General features: G+C 72.1%; 20 protein-coding genes. 14 read left to right on the top strand and 6 right to left on the bottom strand.

Going from position 1 to position 22,796, the window contains the following annotated elements; translation table 11 throughout:
• Nucleotides 1-823: NAD(P)/FAD-dependent oxidoreductase (locus tag ABD241_RS12265; protein WP_344062681.1), on the bottom strand; the 823-nt coding region annotated here is incomplete at its 3' end.
• Between the two features lie 34 nt (nucleotides 824-857).
• Between ABD241_RS12265 and ABD241_RS12270 the strand changes: the two genes are divergently transcribed.
• From ABD241_RS12270 to lysS, 7 genes are all read left to right on the top strand, one after another.
• Nucleotides 858-1,706: a GNAT family N-acetyltransferase gene (locus ABD241_RS12270; RefSeq protein WP_344062684.1), complete on the top strand. Its 849-nt coding sequence runs from the start codon at nucleotides 858-860 to the stop codon at nucleotides 1,704-1,706.
• A gap of 131 nt (nucleotides 1,707-1,837) precedes the next feature.
• Entirely contained in the window at nucleotides 1,838-2,866 is a 1,029-nt protein-coding gene (gene fbaA / locus ABD241_RS12275) for a class II fructose-bisphosphate aldolase (protein WP_344062687.1), read from the top strand.
• Nucleotides 2,863-3,270 (top strand): DUF3151 domain-containing protein, encoded by a 408-nt coding sequence (locus ABD241_RS12280; RefSeq protein WP_344062690.1) that lies wholly within the window; start codon nucleotides 2,863-2,865, stop codon nucleotides 3,268-3,270. Before fbaA ends, ABD241_RS12280 begins: the two co-directional genes overlap by 4 nt.
• A 10-nt stretch (nucleotides 3,271-3,280) precedes the next feature.
• Nucleotides 3,281-4,084: a Cof-type HAD-IIB family hydrolase gene (locus ABD241_RS12285; protein ID WP_344062693.1), complete on the top strand. Its 804-nt coding sequence runs from the start codon at nucleotides 3,281-3,283 to the stop codon at nucleotides 4,082-4,084.
• A gap of 190 nt (nucleotides 4,085-4,274) precedes the next feature.
• Complete coding sequence (locus tag ABD241_RS12290; protein WP_344062696.1) at nucleotides 4,275-5,186, top strand: hypothetical protein; 912 nt, start codon at nucleotides 4,275-4,277, stop codon at nucleotides 5,184-5,186.
• Between the two features lie 197 nt (nucleotides 5,187-5,383).
• Entirely contained in the window at nucleotides 5,384-6,694 is a 1,311-nt protein-coding gene (locus ABD241_RS12295; RefSeq protein ID WP_344062699.1) for an adenylosuccinate synthase, read from the top strand.
• A gap of 29 nt (nucleotides 6,695-6,723) precedes the next feature.
• Nucleotides 6,724-8,517, top strand: a complete 1,794-nt coding sequence (lysS, locus tag ABD241_RS12300; RefSeq protein WP_344062702.1) for a lysine--tRNA ligase — start codon at nucleotides 6,724-6,726, stop codon at nucleotides 8,515-8,517.
• Nucleotides 8,518-8,598: 81 nt separating this feature from the next.
• Here lysS and ABD241_RS12305 read toward each other — a convergent pair whose 3' ends face one another.
• Together ABD241_RS12305 and ABD241_RS12310 are read right to left on the bottom strand one after the other, a co-directional pair.
• Nucleotides 8,599-10,173, bottom strand: coding sequence for a M4 family metallopeptidase (locus tag ABD241_RS12305; protein WP_344062705.1), 1,575 nt, complete (start codon nucleotides 10,171-10,173; stop codon nucleotides 8,599-8,601).
• Nucleotides 10,174-10,694: 521 nt separating this feature from the next.
• Nucleotides 10,695-13,010, bottom strand: a complete 2,316-nt coding sequence (locus tag ABD241_RS12310) for a HelD family protein (protein ID WP_344062708.1) — start codon at nucleotides 13,008-13,010, stop codon at nucleotides 10,695-10,697.
• Between the two features lie 59 nt (nucleotides 13,011-13,069).
• Between ABD241_RS12310 and ABD241_RS12315 the strand changes: the two genes are divergently transcribed.
• The 7 genes from ABD241_RS12315 (at nucleotide 13,070) to purL (ending at nucleotide 20,091) form a co-directional block, all read left to right on the top strand.
• Nucleotides 13,070-13,708, top strand: coding sequence for a GNAT family N-acetyltransferase (locus tag ABD241_RS12315; protein WP_344062711.1), 639 nt, complete (start codon nucleotides 13,070-13,072; stop codon nucleotides 13,706-13,708).
• 10 nt (nucleotides 13,709-13,718) lie between these two features.
• Entirely contained in the window at nucleotides 13,719-15,005 is a 1,287-nt protein-coding gene (purD, locus tag ABD241_RS12320) for a phosphoribosylamine--glycine ligase (protein WP_344062714.1), read from the top strand.
• Nucleotides 15,002-15,895 carry a phosphoribosylaminoimidazolesuccinocarboxamide synthase gene (locus ABD241_RS12325; RefSeq protein ID WP_344062717.1) on the top strand — a complete coding sequence of 298 codons (894 nt, stop codon included), beginning with the start codon at nucleotides 15,002-15,004 and terminating at the stop codon, nucleotides 15,893-15,895. The genes purD and ABD241_RS12325 overlap by 4 nt, the downstream gene beginning before the upstream one ends.
• A gap of 122 nt (nucleotides 15,896-16,017) precedes the next feature.
• Nucleotides 16,018-16,647 carry a hypothetical protein gene (locus ABD241_RS12330; protein ID WP_344062720.1) on the top strand — a complete coding sequence of 210 codons (630 nt, stop codon included), beginning with the start codon at nucleotides 16,018-16,020 and terminating at the stop codon, nucleotides 16,645-16,647.
• A gap of 92 nt (nucleotides 16,648-16,739) precedes the next feature.
• Nucleotides 16,740-17,081, top strand: coding sequence for a phosphoribosylformylglycinamidine synthase subunit PurS (gene purS, locus ABD241_RS12335; protein ID WP_344062723.1), 342 nt, complete (start codon nucleotides 16,740-16,742; stop codon nucleotides 17,079-17,081).
• A complete protein-coding gene (gene purQ / locus ABD241_RS12340) occupies nucleotides 17,078-17,773 on the top strand; it encodes a phosphoribosylformylglycinamidine synthase subunit PurQ (protein ID WP_344062726.1) in 696 nt (231 codons plus the stop codon). The genes purS and purQ overlap by 4 nt, the downstream gene beginning before the upstream one ends.
• A complete protein-coding gene (purL, locus tag ABD241_RS12345; protein WP_344062729.1) occupies nucleotides 17,770-20,091 on the top strand; it encodes a phosphoribosylformylglycinamidine synthase subunit PurL in 2,322 nt (773 codons plus the stop codon). The genes purQ and purL overlap by 4 nt, the downstream gene beginning before the upstream one ends.
• A gap of 16 nt (nucleotides 20,092-20,107) precedes the next feature.
• Here the strand turns inward: purL and ABD241_RS12350 are convergent, their stop codons facing one another.
• Genes ABD241_RS12350 through ABD241_RS12360 form a run of 3 tightly spaced genes read right to left on the bottom strand, consistent with a single transcriptional unit; the run spans nucleotide 20,108 to nucleotide 22,777 of the window.
• Nucleotides 20,108-21,124, bottom strand: a complete 1,017-nt coding sequence (locus ABD241_RS12350) for an LLM class flavin-dependent oxidoreductase (protein WP_344062732.1) — start codon at nucleotides 21,122-21,124, stop codon at nucleotides 20,108-20,110.
• 46 nt (nucleotides 21,125-21,170) lie between these two features.
• On the bottom strand, nucleotides 21,171-21,989 hold the full coding sequence (locus ABD241_RS12355; RefSeq protein WP_344062735.1) for a spermidine synthase: 819 nt from the start codon (nucleotides 21,987-21,989) through the stop codon (nucleotides 21,171-21,173).
• Complete coding sequence (locus ABD241_RS12360; RefSeq protein ID WP_344062738.1) at nucleotides 21,986-22,777, bottom strand: GNAT family N-acetyltransferase; 792 nt, start codon at nucleotides 22,775-22,777, stop codon at nucleotides 21,986-21,988. The genes ABD241_RS12355 and ABD241_RS12360 overlap by 4 nt, the downstream gene beginning before the upstream one ends.
• Nucleotides 22,778-22,796 lie beyond the last annotated feature (19 nt).

Here is a 22,796-nt window from a genome sequence, read left to right on the forward strand (position 1 = left end):
TCATGAGGACGTGGTCGTAGACCGGGAGCACCCAGGCGCTGAAGCGGCGGAGCACCCCCTGCGACGCGTTGGTGCCGATGACGACGCGGCGGGCGTGGATCGAGCCGCGCTCGAGAGTGACGCGCACGCCGGCGCCATCCACGTCGAATCCCCTTGCGCGCGTGTGCTCGTGGAGGCGCACCCCGAGCGACTCGGCCGCGCGGGCGAGCCCCCAGACGAGTCGGGCCGGGTCGACGAGCGCCACCTCGGGGTCGTACATCCCGGCGAGGTAGCGTGGCGAGTGCACCCGCGCCTGCGCCCCCTCGGCGTCGAGGAGCTGGGCCGGGACGCCGTGCGCCCGGTGCAGCTCGTACGCCTCGCGCACCGCGGGCACCTGGTGCTGCGTCAGGGCGAGGGTCAGCTCCCCGGGACGGTGGAAGTCCGCGTCGATGCCGTATGCCGTCAGCGTCCTCTCGAAGCCCGCGACGTTCTCCGCGGCGAGCCGGTCGAGAACCGGCATCTCGTCGGGCCAGCAGCTCACGCCCTGGGCCAGCCCGTGCGTCAGCGACGGCGCGAGGAATCCGCCGTTGCGACCGGAGGCCCCGTCGGCCAGCCGCCCGCCCTCGACCACGACGACGTCGCGAGACGGGTCCGCCTCCTTGGCCTGGATGGCGGCCCACAGCCCGGTGAAGCCGCCGCCGACGACGAGCAGGTCGGTGGGCCGCGCGGCGCCGGTCAGGGGTGCCCGCGGTGCCGGACGCTCGGGTCGGTCCGTCCAGAAGGGGACAGGGCGGGCATCGGCGAGGGCGGCGGCGGCGCGCGTGGAGGGCGAGGAAACACGCATGACGAGACGGATTCGACCATGCTTGGCTTCGCGTGTGAACCCCTCTTCGTTCCAGAGCGATGCCCTCCCCGCCGCCGACCGCGATGCCGTCGGTCCCGACCAGCTGCTCCGCGTCTTCCACGACCAGACCCGCGCCCCCGTCCCGGTCGGGACGGCCGAGCGTCCGGTCGAGCTCGACGGCCCGGTCCGCAAGCACTACGACCTCGACCCCGCCGGCCACTTCGCGATGGTCGAGAGCCCCGACGGGCTGGGGGAGGACCCCGAGGCGCGGATCGCCCGGGTCCGCGACTTCTTCGCCGAGCGCGGGCAGCGCGTCGAGTGGAAGACGTACGACTACGACGAGCCGGCCGACCTCGGTCCCCGGCTCGAGGCGGCCGGCTTCGTACGCGAGGACGACGAGGCCCTCATCCTGGGCGAGGCGGCGCCCCTGGCCGAGCAGGAGCTGCACCTGCCCGAGGGCGTGGTCGTCCGGGCGGCCGACTGCTACGAGGACTTCGTGCGCTTCCGCACCATGTCCGAGACGGTGTGGGGCGAGGACCACGCCTACGTCACCGACTCGCTCTACCCCGACTGGGTCGCCCGGCCCGAGTCGATGCACGTCGTCGTGGTCGAGGAGTCCCGCGAGGGACCGGTGCTCTGCGCGGCCCGCGGCGAGTACGACGAGAGCAGCTTCACCGGCTTGTGGGGCGGCTCCACCCTGCCGCAGTGGCGCGGTCGCGGCCTCTACCGCGCCACCCTGCTCCACCGGGCGCGGCTCGGCCTCGAGCGCGGCAAGGACTACGTCCGGGTCGACGCCTCACCCGACTCCGAGCCGATCCTGCGACGCCTCGGCCTGCACCGCGTGGCGACGACGACGCCCTACGTCTTCGACCCGCGGCGCTGACCTGGTCGAGCCCGTCGGGTGCCTGGTGAGCGGGCGCTCACCGGTTCGTGGGCACCCGCCGACGCGGGACGGCATACGTGGCAGGATTTCCGACGGACCAGGAACCCGCTTCCCAGACAGCAGGAGTTGCAATGCCCATCGCCACCCCCGAGGTGTATGCCGACATGCTCGACCGCGCGAAGGCCGGCTCCTTCGCGTACCCCGCCATCAACGTCTCGAGCTCGCAGACGCTGAACGCCGCGCTCAAGGGCTTCGCCGACGCCGGCTCCGACGGCATCATCCAGGTCTCGACGGGTGGGGCCGAGTACCTCTCCGGCCCGAGCATCAAGAACATGGTGAGCGGTTCGCTGGCGTTCGCGGCCTACGCGCACGAGGTGGCCAAGAACTACCCCGTCAACATCGCGCTGCACACCGACCACTGCCCCAAGGACAAGCTGGACGGCTTCGTGCGCCCGCTCCTCGCGGCCAGCACCGAGCGCGTGAAGGCCGGCGGCACGCCGTGGTTCCAGTCGCACATGTGGGACGGCTCGGCCGTGCCGCTCGAGGAGAACCTCCAGATCGCGCAGGAGCTGCTCGCCCTCGCCAAGGCCGCGAACGTCATCCTCGAGATCGAGGTCGGCGTCGTCGGCGGCGAGGAGGACGGCGTCGAGGGCGCCATCGACGAGAAGCTCTACTCGACGCCCGAGGACGCCATCGCCACGGTCAAGGCGCTCGGCGCCGGCGAGAACGGCCGCTACCTGACGGCCCTGACCTTTGGCAACGTCCACGGCGTCTACAAGCCGGGCAACGTCAAGCTGCGCCCCGAGATCCTCCTGCAGGCCCAGCAGGCCGCGGCCAAGGAGCTGGGCCTCGGGGACGACGCGCGCCCGTTCGACCTCGTCTTCCACGGCGGCTCGGGCTCGCTGCCCGAGGAGATCTCGGCGGCCGTCGACAACGGCGTCATCAAGATGAACGTCGACACCGACACGCAGTACGCCTTCACCCGCAAGATCGCCGACTGGATGATCTCCGGCTACGCCGGCGTCCTCAAGATCGACGGCGAGGTCGGCAACAAGAAGCAGTACGACCCGCGCGCATGGGGCAAGGCGGCCGAGGAGGCCATGGCCGTGCGCGTCGTCGAGGCCTGCACCGCGCTGCGCTCGGCGGGGACCCGCGCGTGAGCGACAACCTGCTCGGCATCCCCGAGACCCGCCTCGCACCCGACCCGGCGGCCGAGAGGCTCGACGCCGGCGTAGACCCGGTCCAGGTGGCCGCGGCCTTCCCCGCGAGCTCGCTCGCGTGGGCCGTCCTCGCCGAGGACGCGCTGGCCGACGGTGACCGCGACGTCGAGGCGTACGCGTACGCCCGCACCGGCTACCACCGCGCGCTCGACAGCTTGCGCAAGTCGGGCTGGCGTGGCCAGGGGCCCGTCCCGTGGTCGCACGAGCCGAACCGCGGCTTCCTCCGCGCCCTCGCCGCGCTCGCGCGCGCCGCCCGCGCCATCGGCGAGAGCGACGAGGAGGCCCGCTGCACGCAGTTCCTCCGCGACAGCTCGGCCGAGGCGGCGCGGGAGCTTGGTCTCTGAGCTCCACCGCATGACGCTCTTCTGCTCCGACGTCGACGGCACGCTCCTCGACCACCGACGCACCCTGTCCGACCGCACCGTCGCCGCCATCCGGGCGGTGCGGTCGGCGGGGCACGCCTTCGTCCTGTGCTCCTCGCGGATGCCCGCGTCCCTGGAGGGGCTCGAGCGGCTCTGCGGCGTCGATCCGGCCCCGCTCATCGCGTACAACGGCGGCCTCGTGCTCCGCGCCGACCGGAGCGTCGTCACCGACGTGCCGATCGCAGCGGGCGACGCCCGGGAGGCGTATGCCGTGTGCTCGCGGCTCGGACTCCACGCGAGCTTCTTCGCCGGTGACGACTGGTACGCCTGGGGCCCGGACGAGTGGACCGAGCGGGAGGCGACGATCACGGCCGTCGACCCGAATGCCGAGTCGGCGCACGACTACGTGGCGAGCGGGCGCGTCGACACGCAACCGCCGCACAAGGTGATGGCGATGGGCGATCCCGCACTGGTCGACGAGCTGGAGGCGGCGCTCGCCGGCCGTGCCGGCATGGTGACGTACCGGTCGAAGCCCACCTACCTCGAGATCGCCAATGCCGGCTGCTCCAAGGGTGACGGGCTGCAGGCCCTGGCGGGCGAGCTCGGCGTCGACCTCGCCGACACCGTCTTCTTCGGCGACAACCACAACGACGTCTCGGCGTTCGAGGTGGCCGGCACCGCCGTCGCCGTCGCCAACGCCGTCGACCCCGCCCTCGAGGCCGCGACGGCGGTCACCGCCCACCACCGCGAGGACGGCGTCGCCGAGTACCTCGAGGACTGGCTCGCGAGCCACTGAGCCGGTCCGGTCCATGCTCGGTTCGTCCGCCGGCGTCCCGTCCTTCGGTACGTGGTCGACCACGTACCGAAGGACCGTGCCGCCCACACAGGGATCGGGCGCGTCCACACCCCGTCCGCATGCCGGTGCGGCATCCACAGCCGCCGAGTCGGCGATGGCGCCCCGGTGCGGGCCGAAGCAGGGTCGGCACATGGACCCCGCCCTCATCGCCCACGACGACGTCTTCCCGGCCGCGCGCGCCACGGCGCTCGGCCTGACCCGCGCCGACCTGCGCCGGCTGCTCCGGGACCGGCGCATCGTCAGACTCCACCGCGGCTGGTACGCGACGCGCCAGCCCCGTGACGACGCCGACCTGCACCGCCTGCGCGTCGCGGCGCTGCTCGCGGAGTACGACGGACGCGCTGTCGCGACCGACGCGTCGGCCCTGCTGCGTCTCCGGATCGCCACGTGGCGGCCGGACCTGCGTCGCGTGCACCTCGCCCTGACCGACCCGGGGCTCAACAGGCACCGCAAGGCAGATCTCGTCGTGCACGCGCACCGGCCGACGGCACCCTTGCTCGCACCCAGGCCCGCGGTGGGGACGGTCCATCCGGCCGTCGCCATCGCGGCCGCCGGGCTGACGGACCCACGCTCGTTCCTCGTCCCCGCGGACGACGCCCTCCGGCGAGGCCTGGTCACCGCGGCCGAGCTCACCGCCGCGGTGGACGCGCTCGGCCGTCGTCACGGCGCCGCCGGAGTGCGGGCTGTGCGCGACTGGTGCGATCCACGGCACGAGTCCCCGGGGGAGACGCTGGTCGCCCACCTCCTGCGGCTGGCCGGGCACCCCGTCGAGCCGCAGTTCGTCGTGCCGGGCACCGGGAAGTGGACGCGGGGCGGCCAGGGTTACCGTGCCGACCTACGGCTGACCGGGACGCACGTGCTGGTCGAGTTCGACGGGCGGGTGAAGTACGAGAGCCGGGAGGCGCTCTGGGAGGAGAAGCTGCGCGAGGACCGCATCCGCTCGTTGGGGTGGGTCGTCGTCCGGGTCACGATGGCTGACCTGCGCGACCCGGCGGCGGTCCGGGGCCGGGTCGACGCCGCCGTGGCGCTCGCGGCAGCGTGACGGAACGGTGCGACGGTATGCGTTCGGAGCACTCTGTACGCGGTCCACCGCGTACAGCAGGCCGCAGCAGTGGCCAAGAGACCCAGTGGGCGAGGACGGACGGACCGACGGCTGGCGGCCGGCGGCCGGGGTCGGGGGCACGGGTCCCGAACCGATAACCTTGCGGTTGGCTTGGACCACAACCGGAAGGCAGACCGATGCCGGCAATCGTGCTCGTCGGAGCGCAGTGGGGCGACGAGGGCAAGGGCAAGGCGACCGACCTGCTCGGCAGCAGCGTCGACTACGTCGTGAAGTTCAACGGCGGCAACAACGCCGGCCACACCGTCGTCATCGAGAAGGACGGCAAGCGCGAGAAGTACGCGCTGCACCTGCTGCCCTCCGGCATCCTGTCGCCGAACTGCACGCCGGTCATCGGCAACGGCGTCGTCATCGACCTGTCGGTCCTCTTCGAGGAGCTCGACGGCCTGCAGGCCCGCGGCATCGACACGAGCAAGCTGCTCGTCAGCGCCAACGCGCACGTGATCCCGAGCTACAACCGCACCATCGACAAGGTGACCGAGCGCTTCCTGGGCAAGCGCCGCATCGGCACGACCGGCCGGGGCATCGGCCCGACGTACGCCGACAAGATGAACCGTGTCGGCATCCGCATCCAGGACCTCTACGACGAGGGCATCCTGCGCCAGAAGGTCGAGGCGGCCCTCGAGCTGAAGAACCAGATCCTCGCGAAGGTCTACAACACCCGCGGCTCCGAGGTCGACGAGGTCGTCGAGGAGCTCCTGTCGTATGCCGGCCGCCTGGCCCCCATGGTCGCCGACACGAGCCTCGAGCTGAGCCGGGCCCTCGACCGGGGCGACACGGTGCTCTTCGAGGCCGGGCAGGCGACCCTGCTCGACGTCGACCACGGCACCTACCCCTACGTCACGTCCAGCAACGCCGTCGCGGCCGGCGCCTGCACCGGGTCCGGTGTGCCGCCGACCCGCATCGACTCGGTCATCGCGATCCTCAAGGCCTACACGACGCGCGTCGGCGAGGGCCCCTTCCCGACCGAGCTGCACGACGACATGGGCGAGTTCCTCCGGAAGACGGGCGCCGAGTTCGGTGTCACCACGGGCCGCCCGCGCCGCTGCGGTTGGCTCGACACCGTCATCGGCCGCTACGCGACCCGGATCAACGGCGTCACGGACTTCGTCATCACCAAGCTCGACATCCTGACCGGGCTCGAGAAGGTCCCGGTCTGCGTCGCCTACGACGTCGACGGCGTGCGCCACGACGAGATGCCGGTCAACCAGACCGACTTCCACCACGCGAAGCCGATCTACGAGGAGCTGCCCGGCTGGTGGGAGGACATCAGCCGGTGCCGCACCTTCGAGGACCTGCCGGCCAACGCCCAGGCCTACGTCCTGCGCGTCGAGGAGCTCATCGGTGCCCGCGTGTCCGCGATCGGTGTCGGTCCGGGCCGTGACGAGATCATCGAGCGCTTCCCGCTCAAGCCGGCCGTCGCGGGCTGACCGCAAAGTTCTGGAGCTGAAGGAAACCCATGACTGAAGAGGTCACCCCGCTCGACTGGGTCACGCGTCTGGCCGACGACGTGATCGCCGAGGCGCAGGAGCGCAACCCCGGCGAGAAGATCGTCTGCGCGTCCGGCATCAGCCCGTCCGGGCCGATCCACCTCGGCAACTTCCGTGAGCTCATCACGCCGCACCTGGTCGCCGACGAGATCAAGCGCCGCGGCATCGACTGCGAGCACATCCTCAGCTGGGACGACTTCGACCGCTTCCGGCGCGTGCCGAAGAACCTTGCGGGAGTGGACGACTCGTGGGAGCAGTACATCGGTATGCCGCTCACCTCCGTGCCGCCGCCCGCCGGCTCGCCCCACGCCAGCTGGGCCGACCACTTCAAGGCGCCGCTGCTCGAGGCGATGGCGGCCACCGGCATCGAGGTGCGCCAGATCAGCCAGACCGAGCAGTACCGCGCCGGCGTCTACCGGGAGCAGGTGCTGCTCGCCATGCGTGAGCGCACCACCATCGACAAGGTGCTCGACCAGTACCGCACGCTCGAGGCCGTCGAGGCCGCCCGCCAGAAGGCCAGCGGCAAGGGCAAGGGCGGCCAGCAGGGCGGCGGCGGCGGCAGCAAGGCCACGAAGCTCACCGAGGAGCAGGCTGCCGCAGCCACCGAGGCCGAGCGCGGCTCCGGCGCGGCGACCGAGGACGACGGCAGCCAGGGCAAGGCCGGCTACTACCCGTTCAAGCCGTTCTGCACGAGCTGTGGCACCGACTTCACGACCGTCACCGCCTACGACGACGACAGCCACGAGCTGACCTACGAGTGCGCGAAGTGCGGTCACACCGAGACCGTCGACCTCGACACCTTCACCAACGGCAAGCTCGTGTGGAAGGTCGACTGGCCGATGCGCTGGGCGCACGAGCACGTGATGTTCGAGCCGTCGGGCGTCGATCACCAGAGCCCAGGGTCGAGCTTCGTCGTCGGCAAGGACCTCGCGCCGATCTTCGGCTGGGAGCGCCCGATCGGCCCGATGTACGCGTTCGTCGGCATCGCCGGCATGGCCAAGATGAGCTCGAGCAAGGGTGGCGTGCCGATCCCGACCGACGCGCTCGAGGTCATGGAGGCGCCGGTGCTGCGCTGGCTCTACGCCCGGCGCCGGCCCAACCAGAGCTTCGACGTCGCCTTCGGGCCGGAGCTGCAGCGCCTCTACGACGAGTGGGACGCGCTGGGGCGCAAGGTCGCCGACGGCTCCGCCCAGGCCGGTGACCTGGCCGCCCACCAGCGCGCCACGTCGACCGCGGCAGGCCCGCTGCCCATGACGCCGCGACCCATGCCCTTCCGCACCATCGCCTCGGTCATCGACGTGACCCAGGGCGACGAGGCGCAGGCCGTGCGCATCCTCGGCGAGCTCGAGCCCGACAACCCGGTGACCTCGACCGACGACCTGCGGCCCCGGCTCGACTGCGCGGAGCGCTGGATGCTCGGCTACGTGCCGGCCGAGGACCGCACCATCGTGCGCTCCGAGCCGGATGCGGAGCTGCTCGGCAGCCTCAACGAGGCGCAGCGCGAGTCGCTGCGCCTGCTCGTCGACGGGCTCGACGAGCACTGGTCGCTCGACGGCCTGACCCACCTCGTCTACGGCGTGCCGAAGATCCAGCGCGGTATCGACCCGGCGGCCAAGGTGAAGGACCCCGAGCTGTCCGCGGCGCAGCGCGCCTTCTTCGTCCTCGTCTACCGCCTGCTGGTCAGCAAGGACACCGGCCCGCGCCTGCCCACCCTTCTGCTCGCGGTCGGCGCCGACCGGGTGCGCACGCTCCTCGGTCACTGAGCCACTCGGCATACGGCCACGAACGCGAAGTGCCCAGTCGACGACCGTCGAGTGGGCACTTGCGTGTGCGAGGCGTCCGGGTCAGTTGACCCCGACGGCCGACCAGGCGGCGGCGGTCGCCGTGTACTGGGCGCTGCCGGCTCCGTAGAGGTCCTTGGCCGCCGAGAGCATCCCGGTGCGGGCACCCGCGTAGTTGGTCGACGAGGTCCAGTACGTCGTCAGGGCGCGGTACCAGATGGCGGCCGCGGCGTCGTGGCCGATGCCGGTCACCGTGGAGCCGTTGCACGTCGGGCTGTTGTAGCTCACGCCGTTCAACGTCTTGGCGCCGCTGCCCTCGGACAGCAGGTAGAAGAGGTGGTTGCCGACCCCCGAGGAGTAGTGCACGTCGAGGGTGCCCACCCGCTTGCTGTAGCAGTCCGCGGAGGCGCCGTCCTTGCTCGGCTTGTCCATGTAGCGCAGCGGACCGCCCGAGCCGATGGCGAAGCGCTCGCCGATGAGGTAGTCGCCCGGGTCGCCGGAGGTGTTGGCCGTGAACTCGACCATCGTGCCCATGACGTCGGACGTCGACTCGTTGAGGCCGCCGGATTCGCGGGCGTAGGTCAGACCGGCCGTCGCCGACGTCACGCCGTGGGTCATCTCGTGTCCGGCGACGTCGAGCGAGACGAGCGGGGCGTAGCTGACGCCGTCACCGTCGCCGTAGCGCATGCAGAAGCAGGTGTCGCTCCACGAGGCGTTGACCCAGTTCGTGCCGACGTGGACCAGGCTGCGGGCGCCCTTGCCGTCGTTCTTGATGCCGTTGCGCCCGAAGGTGTTCTTGTAGAAGTCCCAGGTTGCGCCGACCCCGAAGTCGGCGTCGACCGCGGCGCTCTGGCGGTTCGTGTTGGAGCCGGTGCCCCAGACGTTGTCGGCGTCGGTGTAGAGCGTGCCGGTGGTCGTGGTGGTCGCCCCGTTGTTGGCGTCCTCGGTGCGCGCTCCGCCGCGCGTGCCGTCGACCAGCTGGTAGCTGCCGCCGGAGAGCGTCGTCTGCAGGGTCACCGTGCCGAGGTAGAGGCTGTTGCCCGTGCCGGCGTCGTTGAGCTCCGTCGCCCACTGGTCGACGACCGAGCCGGTGCGAGCGTCGACGAAGACGACCTTGCCGGCCGGCTCGCCGTGCGAGCCCGTGCCGTCGACCTGCGTCTTCCACACCAGGCGGGCCGGGGCTTCCATCGCGTAGACCGCGAGGGTGGGCTTGGACGTGCTGACTGTGAAGTCGGCGGTGCGGGCCGCGGTGGTCGCGGCCGTGGCGGCAGCGACGGCAGGGGTGGTCGAGGGGACCCGGACCGAGGTGGCAGCGGCGTTGACACCCTTCCAGCCACCCGCCTTGTCGGTGTGGACGACGAGGTCACCGCCGACGACCGGCAGTCCCTTGAACGTGCGGTCGAAGCGGACGTGGGTCGTGCCGTCCTTGTCCGCGGCGACGCTGCGGGTGCTCAGGGCCTGGTCCGCGTCGAGACCGAAGGCGGCGCCGTGGGCCTTCGCGGCGGCGACGACGCGGTCGACTCCCGCGCCGGGGGTCGACGCGGTGGCTGCCTGCGCGCCGCTCGTGGCGACTGTCGCAAGGGCGGTTCCGGCGATCGCGGCGGTGGCGATCGTCGTCGAGATGAAGCTCTTCTTCAAGGCGTTCTCCTGGCTGCCGAATTTCCCCCGGGGGCGGTCCGGATGACCGTGCCGCAACAGTCGTCGGTCGAAGAAGAGGGCGCCAGAGCACCGGCGCAATGTTTGCCGCCGCTTGAACAACATTTGGAGTGCACAGAGCGGTATTCCCAGACTTCTCCCAGAAACGGCCGCAACCAGCGGCGTGAGCGGCCGTGCATGCCAATCGCCTGAGAAATGTCTCGGAGCTGGCTCGGAAAGCGTGAGGGCGCTGACGGCCGGTGACAGGGAGCGGCGAGGGGCGAGATGCAGGGGGGTAGCGTCTCGCCCCTCGCCTGGTTGCGCCGTCCGTATTGGGGGGGCCGGACCGGCGCAACGCCGAGGGTCTCGGGGGAGGAGACAGCGGGGAGGGTAGGTTCGCTCGCCTCGGCGATGAGTCCATCATCCCCCTGACAGGGGCTGGCGTCGACGACATGCACGCAACTTTGAGAAACCTTGACCGACCGTCGGTGGGCAAGGCTCACGAAGGCCCCAGGACGGCGGCCTCAGGACAAGATGGTCATCCGGTGCGCAGCGCGGGTGAGTGCGACGTAGAGGACGCGGATGCCGCCGGGCGACTCGCGGCTGATCTCGTCGGGATCGACGACCACGGTGGCGTCGTACTCGAGCCCCTTCGTCGACATGGGGTCGATGACCTGGACCCGTCCGTCGCCCAGCTCGGCGGCCGGTGCGAGCGCCGCCGCGTGCGCGGCCGGCGTGATGACGGCGATCGCCCCCTCGACCTGCTCGAGCAGCGACTGCACCGCATCGGTGACCGACGCGAGAACGTCCGCCCCGAGACGTAGCTCGAGCGGCTCGACGCCGGTCTCGCGCACGGCCTGCGGGATGTCCGCGTCGGGCACCTCGCGGCGCACGACCTGCGCCGCGAAGTCGAAGATCTCCCGCGCGTTGCGGTAGTTGGTGTCCATGTGGAACTGCTGGCGCACCTGCGACCCGAAGGCCTCCTCGCGGGCGGCGGCTGCCTCGGCCGCATCGGGCCACGACGCTTGGGCGGCGTCACCGACGACGGTCCACGACGCGTACCGGCCTCGGCGCCCGACCATGCGCCACTGCATGGGGGAGAGGTCCTGTGCCTCGTCGACGAGCACGTGGGCGTACTCGTCGGGCTTGCCGATGCGGCCCGCGAGCAGCTTCTCGCGGGGCTGGGTGAGCACGAGGGGAGCGCCGTCGTCACGGGCTGCGCTGCGGACCGGCTGCACCTCGGTGACGCCGTACTGGCTGAGGTCCTCGAGCTCCTCGATCTCGTAGAAGCCGCGCTCCTCCTGCGGTGCCTCCTGGACGGGGCCGAGACGGGCCGCGACGTCGTCGATGAGGGCGACGTCGGCCACCGACCACGTGCCCGTCTCGAGGGCCAGCCGGAAGGACGCGGCCAGGGGCTCGATCTCGTCCTCGCGCAGGGACCCGCGCGCGTGCCGACGCACGAGGGCCGGGTCGGCGAGCCAGAGCAGCACCTCCCGGGGATCGACCTGGGGCCACCAGTCCTGCATGAACGACTCGACGTCGAGGTGGTCCTCCCACTTGTCGAGGAACTCCTCCTTGGCCTCCCGGTCACCCGTGATGCCGAGCGAGGTCCACGCGGCCTCGCCGAGCGCAGCCTGGGCCGCGGCGGTGGCGGTGTTGCGCTGGTGCTGGCGCAGCACCTGAGACCGGACGCGGTCGAGGTCACGAGCCTCGAGCCGGACCGGCCGGCCGGCGACCATGGCGCGGAACTCGGTCGGAGCCTCCGGCACGCGGCCGCGCACGGCAGCGCCGAGCAGCGTCCGGATGCGGGTCGAGCCCTTGGTGCGGGCGACGGCGGGGGAGTCGAGGCGCTCGGTGTGCACGACGTCCAGCACGTCGCCGAGGGCCCGCAGGATGACGCTCTCCTCGCCGAGCGAGGGAAGCACCCGCTCGATGTAGGCCGTGTAGGCGCCCGACGGACCGACGACGAGGATGCCGCCGGACTCGAAACGGCGGCGGTCGGAGTAGAGCAGGTAGGCGGCGCGGTGCAGCGCCACGACGGTCTTGCCCGTGCCGGGGCCGCCGGTGATCTCGGTGATGCCGCGCGCGCTGGCGCGGATCGCCTCGTCCTGGTGGGCCTGGATCGTCGCGACGATGTCGCGCATCCGCTCGCCGCGGCTGCGGGTCAGGGCGGCCATGAGGGCGCCGTCGCCGACGACGACGAGGTCGTCGGGCGCCTCGGGCACCATCAGGTCGTCCTCGACACCGATGACGGTGGTGCCGCGGCTGCGCAGGACACGTCGCCGGATGACGCCCATCGGCTGGGCCGGCGTGGCGCGGTAGAAGGGGGAGGCGGCCGGGGCCCGCCAGTCGATGACGAGCGGCTCGTAGTCGTCGTCGCGGACCCCGAGGCGACCGATGTAGCGCACCTCGCGGTCCTCGCCGGAGGCGTCGCGGACGGAGCCGTGGCCGTTGCCCTCGGAGCCGGCGGCTGCCCGGAGCATGGCGTGGTCGATGTCGAGGCGCCCGAAGACGAGGCCTTCGTACTGCGTGTCCAGTGCCGTGCGCCGCTTGGCCGCGTGGAACATCAGGGCGTCGCGCTCGAAGAGGCCGGCTCCCTCCGCGTCGCCGATCTCGACCTGCCGACCGAACTGGGTGCGGGCCAAGCCCTCCGCCTGGACGCTGTCGGCGCGCAGGCCGGCCTTCTCCAGCTCCTGGTGCACGCGGTCGACGTGCGCCTGCTCGACGGCGATCTCGCGGGCGAGCTCGTCGGGGATGCGTTTGGTGCCCACCGGTGAGGCATCCCGGGCGCCGGGAGTGCTGCCCCGCTGGGACGACTTGTTCGAAGTGCTCACTGACATCCATGGACTCTCGAAGGGCGCCTGGGTGGCGCGGGAACCATCAAGTCTACTGTCACTCCATGCTCGAGAAGGCCTGTATCGCACCGACCGGCGCGCCGCTCCTGGGCCGGTTCGTCCGGCTCGACATGACGACCCCCGAGGACGCCCCCGGGCTCTTCGAGGTCTACTCGGACCTGCGCTGCTACGAGCAGGGCTACGCGATGATGCGGCCGCACCAGACGCTCTCCGAGACGGAGGCGCTGGTGGCGGCTGCGGTGGCGGCCCGAGCTGCCGACGGGACGGGCCGGACGGCATACACGATCAGGCTCGTCGCCGACGGGGACCTCGGCCCCGCGGGCACCGTCGTCGGGACGAGCTCGCTCGGCGACGTCGACACCGCACGCGAGCACGTGCACCTCGGCTGGACGATGTACGGCTCGCGCTGGTGGGGCACCCGGGTCAACCCCGAGGCCAAGCTGCTGCTGCTCGGGCACGCGTTCGACACGTGCGGCTTCGGACGCGTCAAGATCCAGACCGACGTCGTCAACGCCAGGTCGCGGGCCGCGATCCTCAAGCTGGGTGCGACGTTCGAGGGCGTCACCCGGCGCGACGTGCGCCGCCCCGACGGCTCGTGGCGCGACACGGCCGTCCACTCGATCCTCGCGGACGAGTGGCCCAGCGTGCGGGCACGGCTGCTGGCCCGGCTGGGCGCCCCCTAGGCTGGCGCCCGTGAAGGTCCTCGTCCTCGGTTCCGGCGCCCGTGAGCACGCACTCGTCAAGGCCGTCGCGGCCGACCCCGAGGTCGACGCGGTGATCGCCGCGCCCGGCAACCCCGGCATCGACGCGACCGCCCTCTGCGTGCCCGTCGACATCCTCGACGGCGCCGCCGTCGCCGCCGTCGCGCGCGAGCACGAGGTGGACCTCGTCGTCGTCGGACCCGAGGCGCCCCTCGTCGCGGGCGTCGCCGACGTATGCCGGGAGGCCGGGTTCGCCGTCTTCGGCCCCTCCGCCGAGGCCGCCCGGCTCGAGGGCAGCAAGTCCTTCGCCAAGGAGGTCATGGCCGCGGCAGACGTGCCGACGGCCCTCGCGCACGTGTGCACCACCATGGCCGAGGTCGAGGCGGCGCTCGACGCGCTCGGCGCGCCGCACGTGGTCAAGGACGACGGTCTCGCCGCCGGCAAGGGCGTCGTCGTCACCGACTCGCGCGAGGTCGCCCTCGAGCACGCCCGCACCTGCCTCGACAAACCGGACGGGCGGCTCGTCGTCGAGGAGTTCCTCGACGGCCCTGAGGTCTCCGTCTTCTGCATCAGCGACGGCGAGACGGTGGTCGCCCTCGCGCCGGCGCAGGACTTCAAGCGCGTCGGCGACGACGACGACGGCCCCAACACCGGCGGCATGGGCGCCTACTCGCCACTGGACTGGGCCCCGGCGGGCCTGGCCGACGAGATCGTCCGGCGGGTCGCGCAGCCGACGGTCGACGAGATGCGCCGCCGCGGAACGCCGTTCGTCGGGACGCTCTACGTCGGGCTCGCCCTCACCTCTCGTGGGCCCAAGGTCATCGAGTTCAACGCGCGCTTCGGCGACCCGGACGGGCAGGCCTCGATCGCGCGACTCGAGACGCCCTTCGCGCAGCTGCTCCTCGCCGCCGCGACCGGTGGCCTGGCGGAGTTCGGCCGGCTGCGGTGGTCGGACGACCACGCCGTCGTCGTGGTCGTCGCGTCTGCGGGCTACCCCGCGTCGCCGCGCACCGGCGACCCGATCACCGGGCTCGACGCCGCGGCCGAGGTGCCCGGTGTCGTCGTGCTCCACGCCGGCACGGCCCTCGACGCGGAGGGGACGCTGGTCTCGGCCGGCGGTCGGGTCCTCGACGTCGTGGCTGTGGCTTCCTCACTCGCCAAGGCCCGCCAGGCGGCCTACGACGCCGTCGCCGTCATCGAGCTCGACGGCTCGCACCACCGCACCGACATCGCGCTGCGCGCCGAGCGCGGCGACATCACCATCGGAGGGGCTCGATGAGCGCGCTCGACCTGCCCGGCTACACCCACGTCTACTCGGGCAAGGTGCGTGACCTCTACGCACCGGTCGGTGCCGACGGCGAGGTGGTGCCCGACCGGCTGCTCCTCGTGGCCTCGAACCGCCTGTCGGCCTACGACTGGATGATGTCGCCGGAGATCCCCGACAAGGGTGCGGTGCTGACGAGGCTGTCGCTGTGGTGGTTCGACCAGCTCTCCGACCTCGTGCCCAACCACGTCGTGTCGACCGACGTGCCGGAGGCCGTCGGGGGGCGCGCCGTGCTCGTGCGCAAGCTGGAGATGCTCAAGGTCGAGGCGATCGCCCGCGCCTACCTCACCGGTGGCGGACTCGAGGAGTACCGCGAGAAGGGGTCGGTGTCGGGCGTCGTGCTGCCGGACGGGCTCGTGGACGGCTCGAAGCTGCCGGAGCCGGTCTTCACGCCGACGACGAAGGCACCCGTGGGCGAGCACGACCTGCCGATGTCGCCTGCCGAGGTCGAGGCCGAGCTCGGCGCCGACGTGGCGGCCGAGGTGTCGCGCCTGACCCGCGCGATCCTGGCCCGGGGCAACGAGATCGCCGCCCAGCGCGGCATCCTCATCGCCGACACCAAGGTGGAGTTCGGTGTCTCGCCCGACGGCAGCGGCGGCCTCGTCCTCGCCGACGAGGTGCTCACTCCGGACTCGTCGCGGTTCTGGCCGGCGGAACTGTGGGAGCCGGGGCACCCGCAGCCGTCCTACGACAAGCAGTTCGTGCGTGACTGGCTCACCTCGACCGACTCGGGCTGGGACCGCAAGGCGGGCGGTCCTCCGCCGGAGCTGCCCGCGCACGTCGTCGAGCAGACGCGCGCCAAGTACGTGGAGGCGTACGAGCGCCTGACCGGCGAGACCTTCTGACGGGACCGACCGGTCTTTGTGCCTGGTGCCTCGTCCGGTCGGTGAAAACGGCTCCTCGTCAGTGGTGCGCCGCTCACGACGAGGCCGACCGCTGACGAGGACTCGCGTGGCACGCTGGCCGCATGAGCGAGCCGCCACCCGACGCCGTCGTCGACGCGCCGGCGGAGCGGTACGTCCTGCGCCACAGGCGGACCCCGACGGCCGACCGGTACGAGGTCATGCGCGCCGACGAGCGCGGGCGCGAGCTCGGCCTGCTGTGCTTCGCCGAGCACGACCGCAGTGCGCCCGGGGAGCACGTCACGTTCTTCACCGACGAGGCGAAGGCCCACCCGCTCTTCGGTTTCCGGGCGCGACGGCGCCTCGACCTCGGCACCACCTACGACGTCACCGACCGCCACGGGCGGCGGATCGGCTGGTTCAGGAAGCACTTCACGCCAGCCTCGCTCACCTCGACCTGGACCTTGGGGCTGCCCGACGGCCGCGAGCTCATCGGGCGCCAGCGCAGCGCCAAGGCCGACGTCGCCCGGCGGCTCTGGGAGGTCGTCCCCCTCGTCGCGGACGTCCCCGGACCCTTCCTCCTCCACGTCGACTTCGTGACGGCCGAGGGGCGGCTCGCCCTCAGCTGGGCAAAGCGAGCCGGCGTCCGCGACGCCTACCGGGTGACCCTGCCCGCCTTGGACGACGGCAGGCCCATCGACTGGCGCGTCGGCATGGCGATGGGGGTCGCGATCGATGCCCTTCAGCCACACTGAGACGTTGTCAGGAGGCGTCTCGGGCGCCCGATAGACTCGGGGCGTCCGGGGGGACGTCCCCTCACCCATCCAGCGCAGGAGAACCACCACTGATGGGAAGCATCGTCGTCGACGTCATGCTCAAGCCTGAGATCCTCGACCCCCAGGGCCAGGCCGTCGGCGGGGCCCTGCCGCGGCTCGGGTTCAACGGTTTCACCGACGTCCGCCAGGGCAAGCGCTTCGTGCTCTCCGTCGACGGCGACGTCACGGACGAGCACCTCGCCGCGGCCCGCGAGGCCGCCGAGAAGCTGCTGTCCAACCCCGTCATCGAGGACGTCGTCTCGGTGCACGTGCTCGAGGACGGCTCGTCCGACCAGGGCGGCTCGGAGGGCGGCTCGGAGGGCGGCTCGGAGGGCGGCTCGGAGGGCGGCGAGGCAGAGGGCGACGAGCAGTGAGGATCGGCGTCGTCACGTTCCCCGGCTCCCTCGACGACCGTGACGCCGCGCGCGCCGTCCGCGAGTGCGGCGGCGAAGCCGTCCCGCTCTGGCACGGCGACGCGGACCTCAAGGGCGTCGACGCCGTCATCCTCCCCGGCGGCTTCTCCTACGGCGACTACCTCCGCTGCGGCGCCATCGCCCGGTTCGCACCGGTCATGGACGCGCTCGTGCCGGCGGCGCAGGGCGGCCTGCCCGTCCTCGGCATCTGCAACGGCTTCCAGGTGCTCACCGAGAGCCACCTGCTTCCCGGCGCGCTGATCCGCAACGACCACCGCAAGTTCAACTGCGTCGACCAGCGCCTCGTCGTCGAGAACGCCTCCACCGCGTGGACCTCCGACTTCGAGGCCGGCCAGGAGATCACGATCGTCCTCAAGAACGGCGAGGGCGGCTTCGTCGCCGACGAGCGCACCCTCGACGAGCTCGAGGGCGAGGGACGCGTCGTCTTCCGCTACGTGCCCGACGCGCAAGGCCGCAACCCCAACGGCTCCTACCGCCACATCGCCGGCATCACCAACGAGCGCGGCAACGTCGTCGGGCTCATGCCGCACCCCGAGCACGCCGTCGAGGAGGGCTACGGCCCGAGCCTCGACGGGCGCGGCTTCTTCACCTCGATCATCAAGCAGACCCTCGAGAGCGCAGCCACCGCATGAGCGACACGCAGACCGTCCAGCCGGCGCCCGTGGCGCCCGTCCTCGACACGGTGCAGCACGCCGCCGAGACGCCCGACGTCGAGCAGCCGTGGGCCGAGCTCGGGCTCAAGGCCGACGAGTACGCCACCATCCGCGAGATCATCGGCCGCCGCCCGACCATCGCGGAGCTGGCGATGTACTCGGTGATGTGGAGCGAGCACTGCTCCTACAAGTCGAGCAAGATCCACTTCAAGCTCTGGGGCGAGAACACCACCGACGAGATGCGCGAGAAGCTCCTCGTCGGCATCGGTGAGAACGCCGGCGTCGTCGACATCGGCGACGGCTGGGCGGTCACCTTCAAGGTCGAGTCGCACAACCACCCGTCGTACATCGAGCCCTACCAGGGCGCCGCGACCGGCGTCGGCGGCATCATCCGCGACATCATGTCGATGGGTGCGCGCCCGATCGCCGTCATGGACCCGCTCCGCTTCGGCAACCTCCACCACCCCGACACCCAGCGCGTACTGCCCGGGGTCGTCGCGGGTGTCGGCGGCTACGGCAACTGCATCGGCCTGCCCAACATCGGCGGCGAGGTCGTCTTCGACGACTGCTACCAGGGCAACCCGCTCGTCAACGCCCTCTGCGTCGGCGCCATGCGCGTCGAGGACATCCACCTGGCCAAGGCCTCCGGCGCCGGCAACAAGGTCATCCTCTTCGGCGCCCGCACCGGCGGCGACGGCATCGGCGGCGTCTCGGTGCTCGCCTCCGAGACCTTCGACGAGGGCGGCCCGACCAAGCGCCCCGCCGTGCAGGTCGGCGACCCGTTCGCCGAGAAGGTGCTCATCGAGTGCTGCCTCGACCTCTACAGGGCGGGTGTCGTCGACGGCATCCAGGACCTCGGCGGAGCCGGGCTCTCCTGTGCCACCAGCGAGCTCGCGTCCAACGGTGACGGCGGCATGCAGGTCGAGCTCGACCTGGTCCCGCTGCGCGACGCCAGCCTGCAGCCGCAGGAGATCCTCATGTCCGAGTCGCAGGAGCGCATGATGGCGGTCGTGTCGCCGGAGCACCTCGACGAGTTCATGGCCATCACCGACAAGTGGGACGTCGAGGCCACCGTCATCGGCGAGGTCACCGACGGCGACCACCTCGTCATCACCTGGCACGGCGAGACCATCGTCGACGTGCCGCCGCGCTCGGTCGCCCACGAGGGCCCGACCTACGACCGCCCGCTGGCCCGGCCGGCCTACCTCGACGAGCTGAACGCCTCGAGCGCGGCCGCGCTCGCCAGGCCCGAGACGGGCGAGGAGATCCGCGCCCAGCTGCTCACGCTCATCGGCTCGCCGAACCTCTGCGACAAGTCGTGGATCACCGACCAGTACGACCGCTACGTCCTGGGCAACACCGCACTCGCGCAGCCCGACGACTCGGGCGTCGTCCGCGTCGACGAGGAGACGGGCCGCGGGGTCGCCGTCTCGACCGACTGCAACAGCCGCTTCGCCAAGCTCGACCCGTATGCCGGGGCGCAGCTCGCGCTCGCCGAGGCCTACCGCAACGTGGCCACCACCGGCGCCGCCCCGCTCGCGGTCACCGACTGCCTCAACTTCGGCTCACCCGAGGACCCGGGCGTCATGTGGCAGTTCCGCGAGGCGATCCGCGGTATCGCCGAGGGGTGCAGGTTCCTCGGCGTCCCCGTCACCGGCGGCAACGTGTCGTTCTACAACCAGACCGGCGACGTCGCCATCCACCCGACGCCGGTCATCGGCGTCCTCGGCGTCATGGACGACGTGTCCAAGCGCTCCGGCTCCGGCTTCCGCAGCGACGACGCCCACGTCTACCTCCTCGGCACCACCCGCGCCGAGCTCGACGGGTCCGAGTGGGCGCACGTCATCCACAAGCACCTCGGTGGGGTGCCGCCGAAGGTCGACCTGGCGGCCGAGCAGGCGCTCGGCCGGGTCCTCGTCGAGGCGGCCCGCGCGGGCATCGTCGAGGCGGCCCACGACCTCTCCGAGGGCGGCCTCGCCGTCGCGCTCGCCGAGGCGTGCATGCGCCACGGCGTCGGCGTGACGATCGACGGCATCGACCGGGTCGGCCTCGACGCCGACGGCAACCCGCTCGATGTCTTCACGGCCCTCTTCTCCGAGTCCGGCGCGCGAGCGCTCGTGGCGGTCCCGGCAGGCCACGCCGCCGAGTTCGAGGCACTCCTCGGCGACCTGCCGCACGCGCGCATCGGCGTGACCGGTGGGCGCGACCTCGACGTCGTCGGCCACTTCGCCGTGTCCGTCGCCGAGCTGCGGTCGGCCCACCAGTTCACGCTGCCGGCGGTCTTCGGCGAGGACTGAGGGCCGGAGCGGTCGGTCAGCGCCAGCCGAGGCCGGGAGCGACGTCCTTGAGCACGCTCTCGATCAGGTGCGCGTTGTAGTCGACGCCGAGCTGGTTGGGCACGGTGATGAGCAGCGTGTCGGCGGCCGCAATCGCCGAGTCCTCCGCGAGGTCACGCACGAGCTGGTCGGGCTCACCGGCATACGTCTTCCCGAAGCGGGCGAGTCCGCCCTCGAGGTGACCGACCTGGTCGCGGCTGGCCGTCTCGCGGAAGAAGTACTGCCGGTCGAGGTCGCTGGTGATGGGCAGGATGCTCCGGCTGACCGACACCCGCGGCTCGCGCTGGTGCCCGGCTGCTCGCCAGGCGTCCCGGAAGCGCGAGATCTGCTCGGCCTGCAGCTCGTGGAACGGGACGCCCGTGTCCTCGGTCAGCAGTGTCGAGCTCATGAGGTTCATCCCCTGCTCGGCGGTCCACTCGGCGGTCGCGCGCGAGCCGGCGCCCCACCAGATGCGGTCGCGCAACCCGGGCGAGTGCGGCTCGATGCGGAGCAGCCCCGGCGGGTTGGGGAACATCGGCCGTGGGTTCGGCTCCGCGAAGCCCTGACCGGACAGGACCTGCAGGAAGACCTCGGTGTGCTGGCGCGCCATCGTGGCGTGGTCGTCACCCTCGGGCTCGTAGCCGAAGTAGCGGAAGCCGTCGACGACCTGCTCGGGTGACCCGCGGCTGATGCCGAGCTGCAGCCGGCCGCCGGAGATGAGGTCCGCGGCGCCGGCGTCCTCGGCCATGTAGAGCGGGTTCTCGTAGCGCATGTCGATGACGCCCGTGCCGATCTCGATCCGCGACGTCCGCGCGCCCACCGCCGCGAGCAGCGGGAACGGCGAGGCCAGCTGCCGGGCGAAGTGGTGCACGCGGAAGTAGGCGCCGTCGGCGCCGAGCTCCTCCGCCGCGACCGCCAGGTCGATCGACTGGAGCAGCGCGTCGGACGCGGACCGCGTCTGCGAGTGCGGCGACGGAGTCCAGTGGCCGAACGAGAGAAACCCGATGCTCTTCACGATGACTCCAACAATCCTGCGCCCCGAACCCTTCCGAGGGGTGCGCTCAGCGCGCCCGCCACCTCCCCGTCTCGGGAGGCGGTGGGCTCTGCTGCCCCTCCTCGCCGAAGGGCTTGGCGCCGGCCAGCAGCTTGGTCAGCGCCGCTCCCTCCCGCAGCCCGGTGGGCAGGGCCGCGCGGGCGACCTCGCGCCGCAGCGCCTCCAGCGGCAGTGGCGCCGCAGACGCGAGCAGCACCGAGTTGCCGAACCGGCGGCCCTTGAGGACCTCGTGCGTCGCGACGAGCACGACGTTGGGAAGGGCGGTGGCCACGGTCGCGACCAGCCGTGCCACCCAGCGCATCCCGGGCTCGTCGGCGAGGTTCCACAGGCCCAGTCCCATCGGGCGCAGCACCCGTGTCACCTCGCGGGCGTATGCCGTCCCCGCCAGCTCCGCCGGCACCCGCCCTCCCGCGTAGGCATCGGTCACGACCACGTCCGCGGAGTCCTCCTTGAGGGCGCGCAGCCCGGTCAGCCCGTCGACGGGGCGCACGCGGATGCGGTGCCGACGGGGCAGCGGGATCTCGCGGCGCACGAGCTCGGTGAGCGCCTCGTCCGGCTCCAGCACGATCTGCGGCGAACCCGGTCGGGTCGCCTCGACCCACCGCGGCAGCGTGAGGCCCGCCCCGCCGACGTGCGTGACCCCGAGCGGACCGGCCGGCATCGCGTCGATGGCGAGCGCCAGGTGTTGGACGTACTCGAAGACGAGCAGCGTCGGGTCGTCGGGCTGCACGTGCGACTGCGGGGCGCCGTCCATGTGGACGGTCACGCCGCCGCGCTCGTCCCACTCGAGCGAGACGTGTTGCGCTCCAAGGGAATCCGCGCTCACGGCAGGTCCTGGACGAGGACGCGCTCCTCGCCGTAGCGGGTGAAGCCGAGCCGGCGGAGGATGGGGGAGGAGGTGTCGACCACGCCGTGGGTCAGCGCGAGGGTGGCGCCGGCGGCCCGAGCCGCGGCGAGGCGCTCGGCGAGCACGGCGCGGTAGGCCCCGCGGCCCCGGAGCGAGCTGTGCGTCGCCCCACCCCAGAGACGGCATACGTCCTCGGCGAGCGTGTAGCCGCCCGTGCCCGCGGGGCGCCCGTCGAGGTAGGCAACCCATCTGGCGCCGGTGCCGTCGGCGAGGCCGGCCTGCACCTCGGCGAGGCTCGTGGCCACCTGCTCGGCACTCGGGTCCTCGCCACCGAAGGCGTCGTTGCCGACGGCGAGCGCGTCGCGGACCGTCTGCTCGTCGGTCACCTGCCGGACCCGCACGTCGTCGGGCACGGGCAGGTGGGGCACGCCGTCTGCGATGGGCATCGCGAGGACGTCCATGCGGTCGACGACGGTGGCGCCCCGCTCCTCGAGCAGGGGCTCCAGGCCCGAGGGCCTCGTGAACTCCGACAGCCGCCACCACAGGCGGCCGCGACCCCACTGACGAGCGATGCCGCAGATCTCGTCGGCGAGCTCGGTCGCGTCGCGGTCCGAGCCGAAGACACGCGCGGACGTCGGCGTGATGAACCAGTCGGGGTAGGCGACGACGAGGTACTCCGCGTTGCGGACGTGGGGAGCCCCGTCGGGGACCCAGGCCCACACGTTGGAAGCGGCGAGCACGGAGGCGGCGTCCCAGTTCGTCGTCACCCGGACAGGCTACGGTCGG

This window comes from Terrabacter lapilli, from assembly GCF_039531305.1.
GTDB lineage: Bacteria > Actinomycetota > Actinomycetes > Actinomycetales > Dermatophilaceae > Terrabacter > Terrabacter lapilli.

Excerpts from the sequence above, each read along its gene's own strand:
- fbaA (WP_344062687.1), top strand. The coding sequence starts at position 1,838 with ATGCCCATCGCCACCCCCGAGGTGTATGCCGACATGCTCGACCGCGCG.
- ABD241_RS12285 (WP_344062693.1), top strand. The coding sequence starts at position 3,281 with ATGACGCTCTTCTGCTCCGACGTCGACGGCACGCTCCTCGACCACCGA.
- ABD241_RS12290 (WP_344062696.1), top strand. The coding sequence starts at position 4,275 with ATGGACCCCGCCCTCATCGCCCACGACGACGTCTTCCCGGCCGCGCGC.
- ABD241_RS12295 (WP_344062699.1), top strand. The coding sequence starts at position 5,384 with ATGCCGGCAATCGTGCTCGTCGGAGCGCAGTGGGGCGACGAGGGCAAG.
- lysS (WP_344062702.1), top strand. The coding sequence starts at position 6,724 with ATGACTGAAGAGGTCACCCCGCTCGACTGGGTCACGCGTCTGGCCGAC.
- ABD241_RS12310 (WP_344062708.1), bottom strand. The coding sequence starts at position 13,010 with ATGTCAGTGAGCACTTCGAACAAGTCGTCCCAGCGGGGCAGCACTCCC.
- ABD241_RS12315 (WP_344062711.1), top strand. The coding sequence starts at position 13,070 with ATGCTCGAGAAGGCCTGTATCGCACCGACCGGCGCGCCGCTCCTGGGC.
- ABD241_RS12325 (WP_344062717.1), top strand. The coding sequence starts at position 15,002 with ATGAGCGCGCTCGACCTGCCCGGCTACACCCACGTCTACTCGGGCAAG.
- ABD241_RS12330 (WP_344062720.1), top strand. The coding sequence starts at position 16,018 with ATGAGCGAGCCGCCACCCGACGCCGTCGTCGACGCGCCGGCGGAGCGG.
- purS (WP_344062723.1), top strand. The coding sequence starts at position 16,740 with ATGGGAAGCATCGTCGTCGACGTCATGCTCAAGCCTGAGATCCTCGAC.
- purL (WP_344062729.1), top strand. The coding sequence starts at position 17,770 with ATGAGCGACACGCAGACCGTCCAGCCGGCGCCCGTGGCGCCCGTCCTC.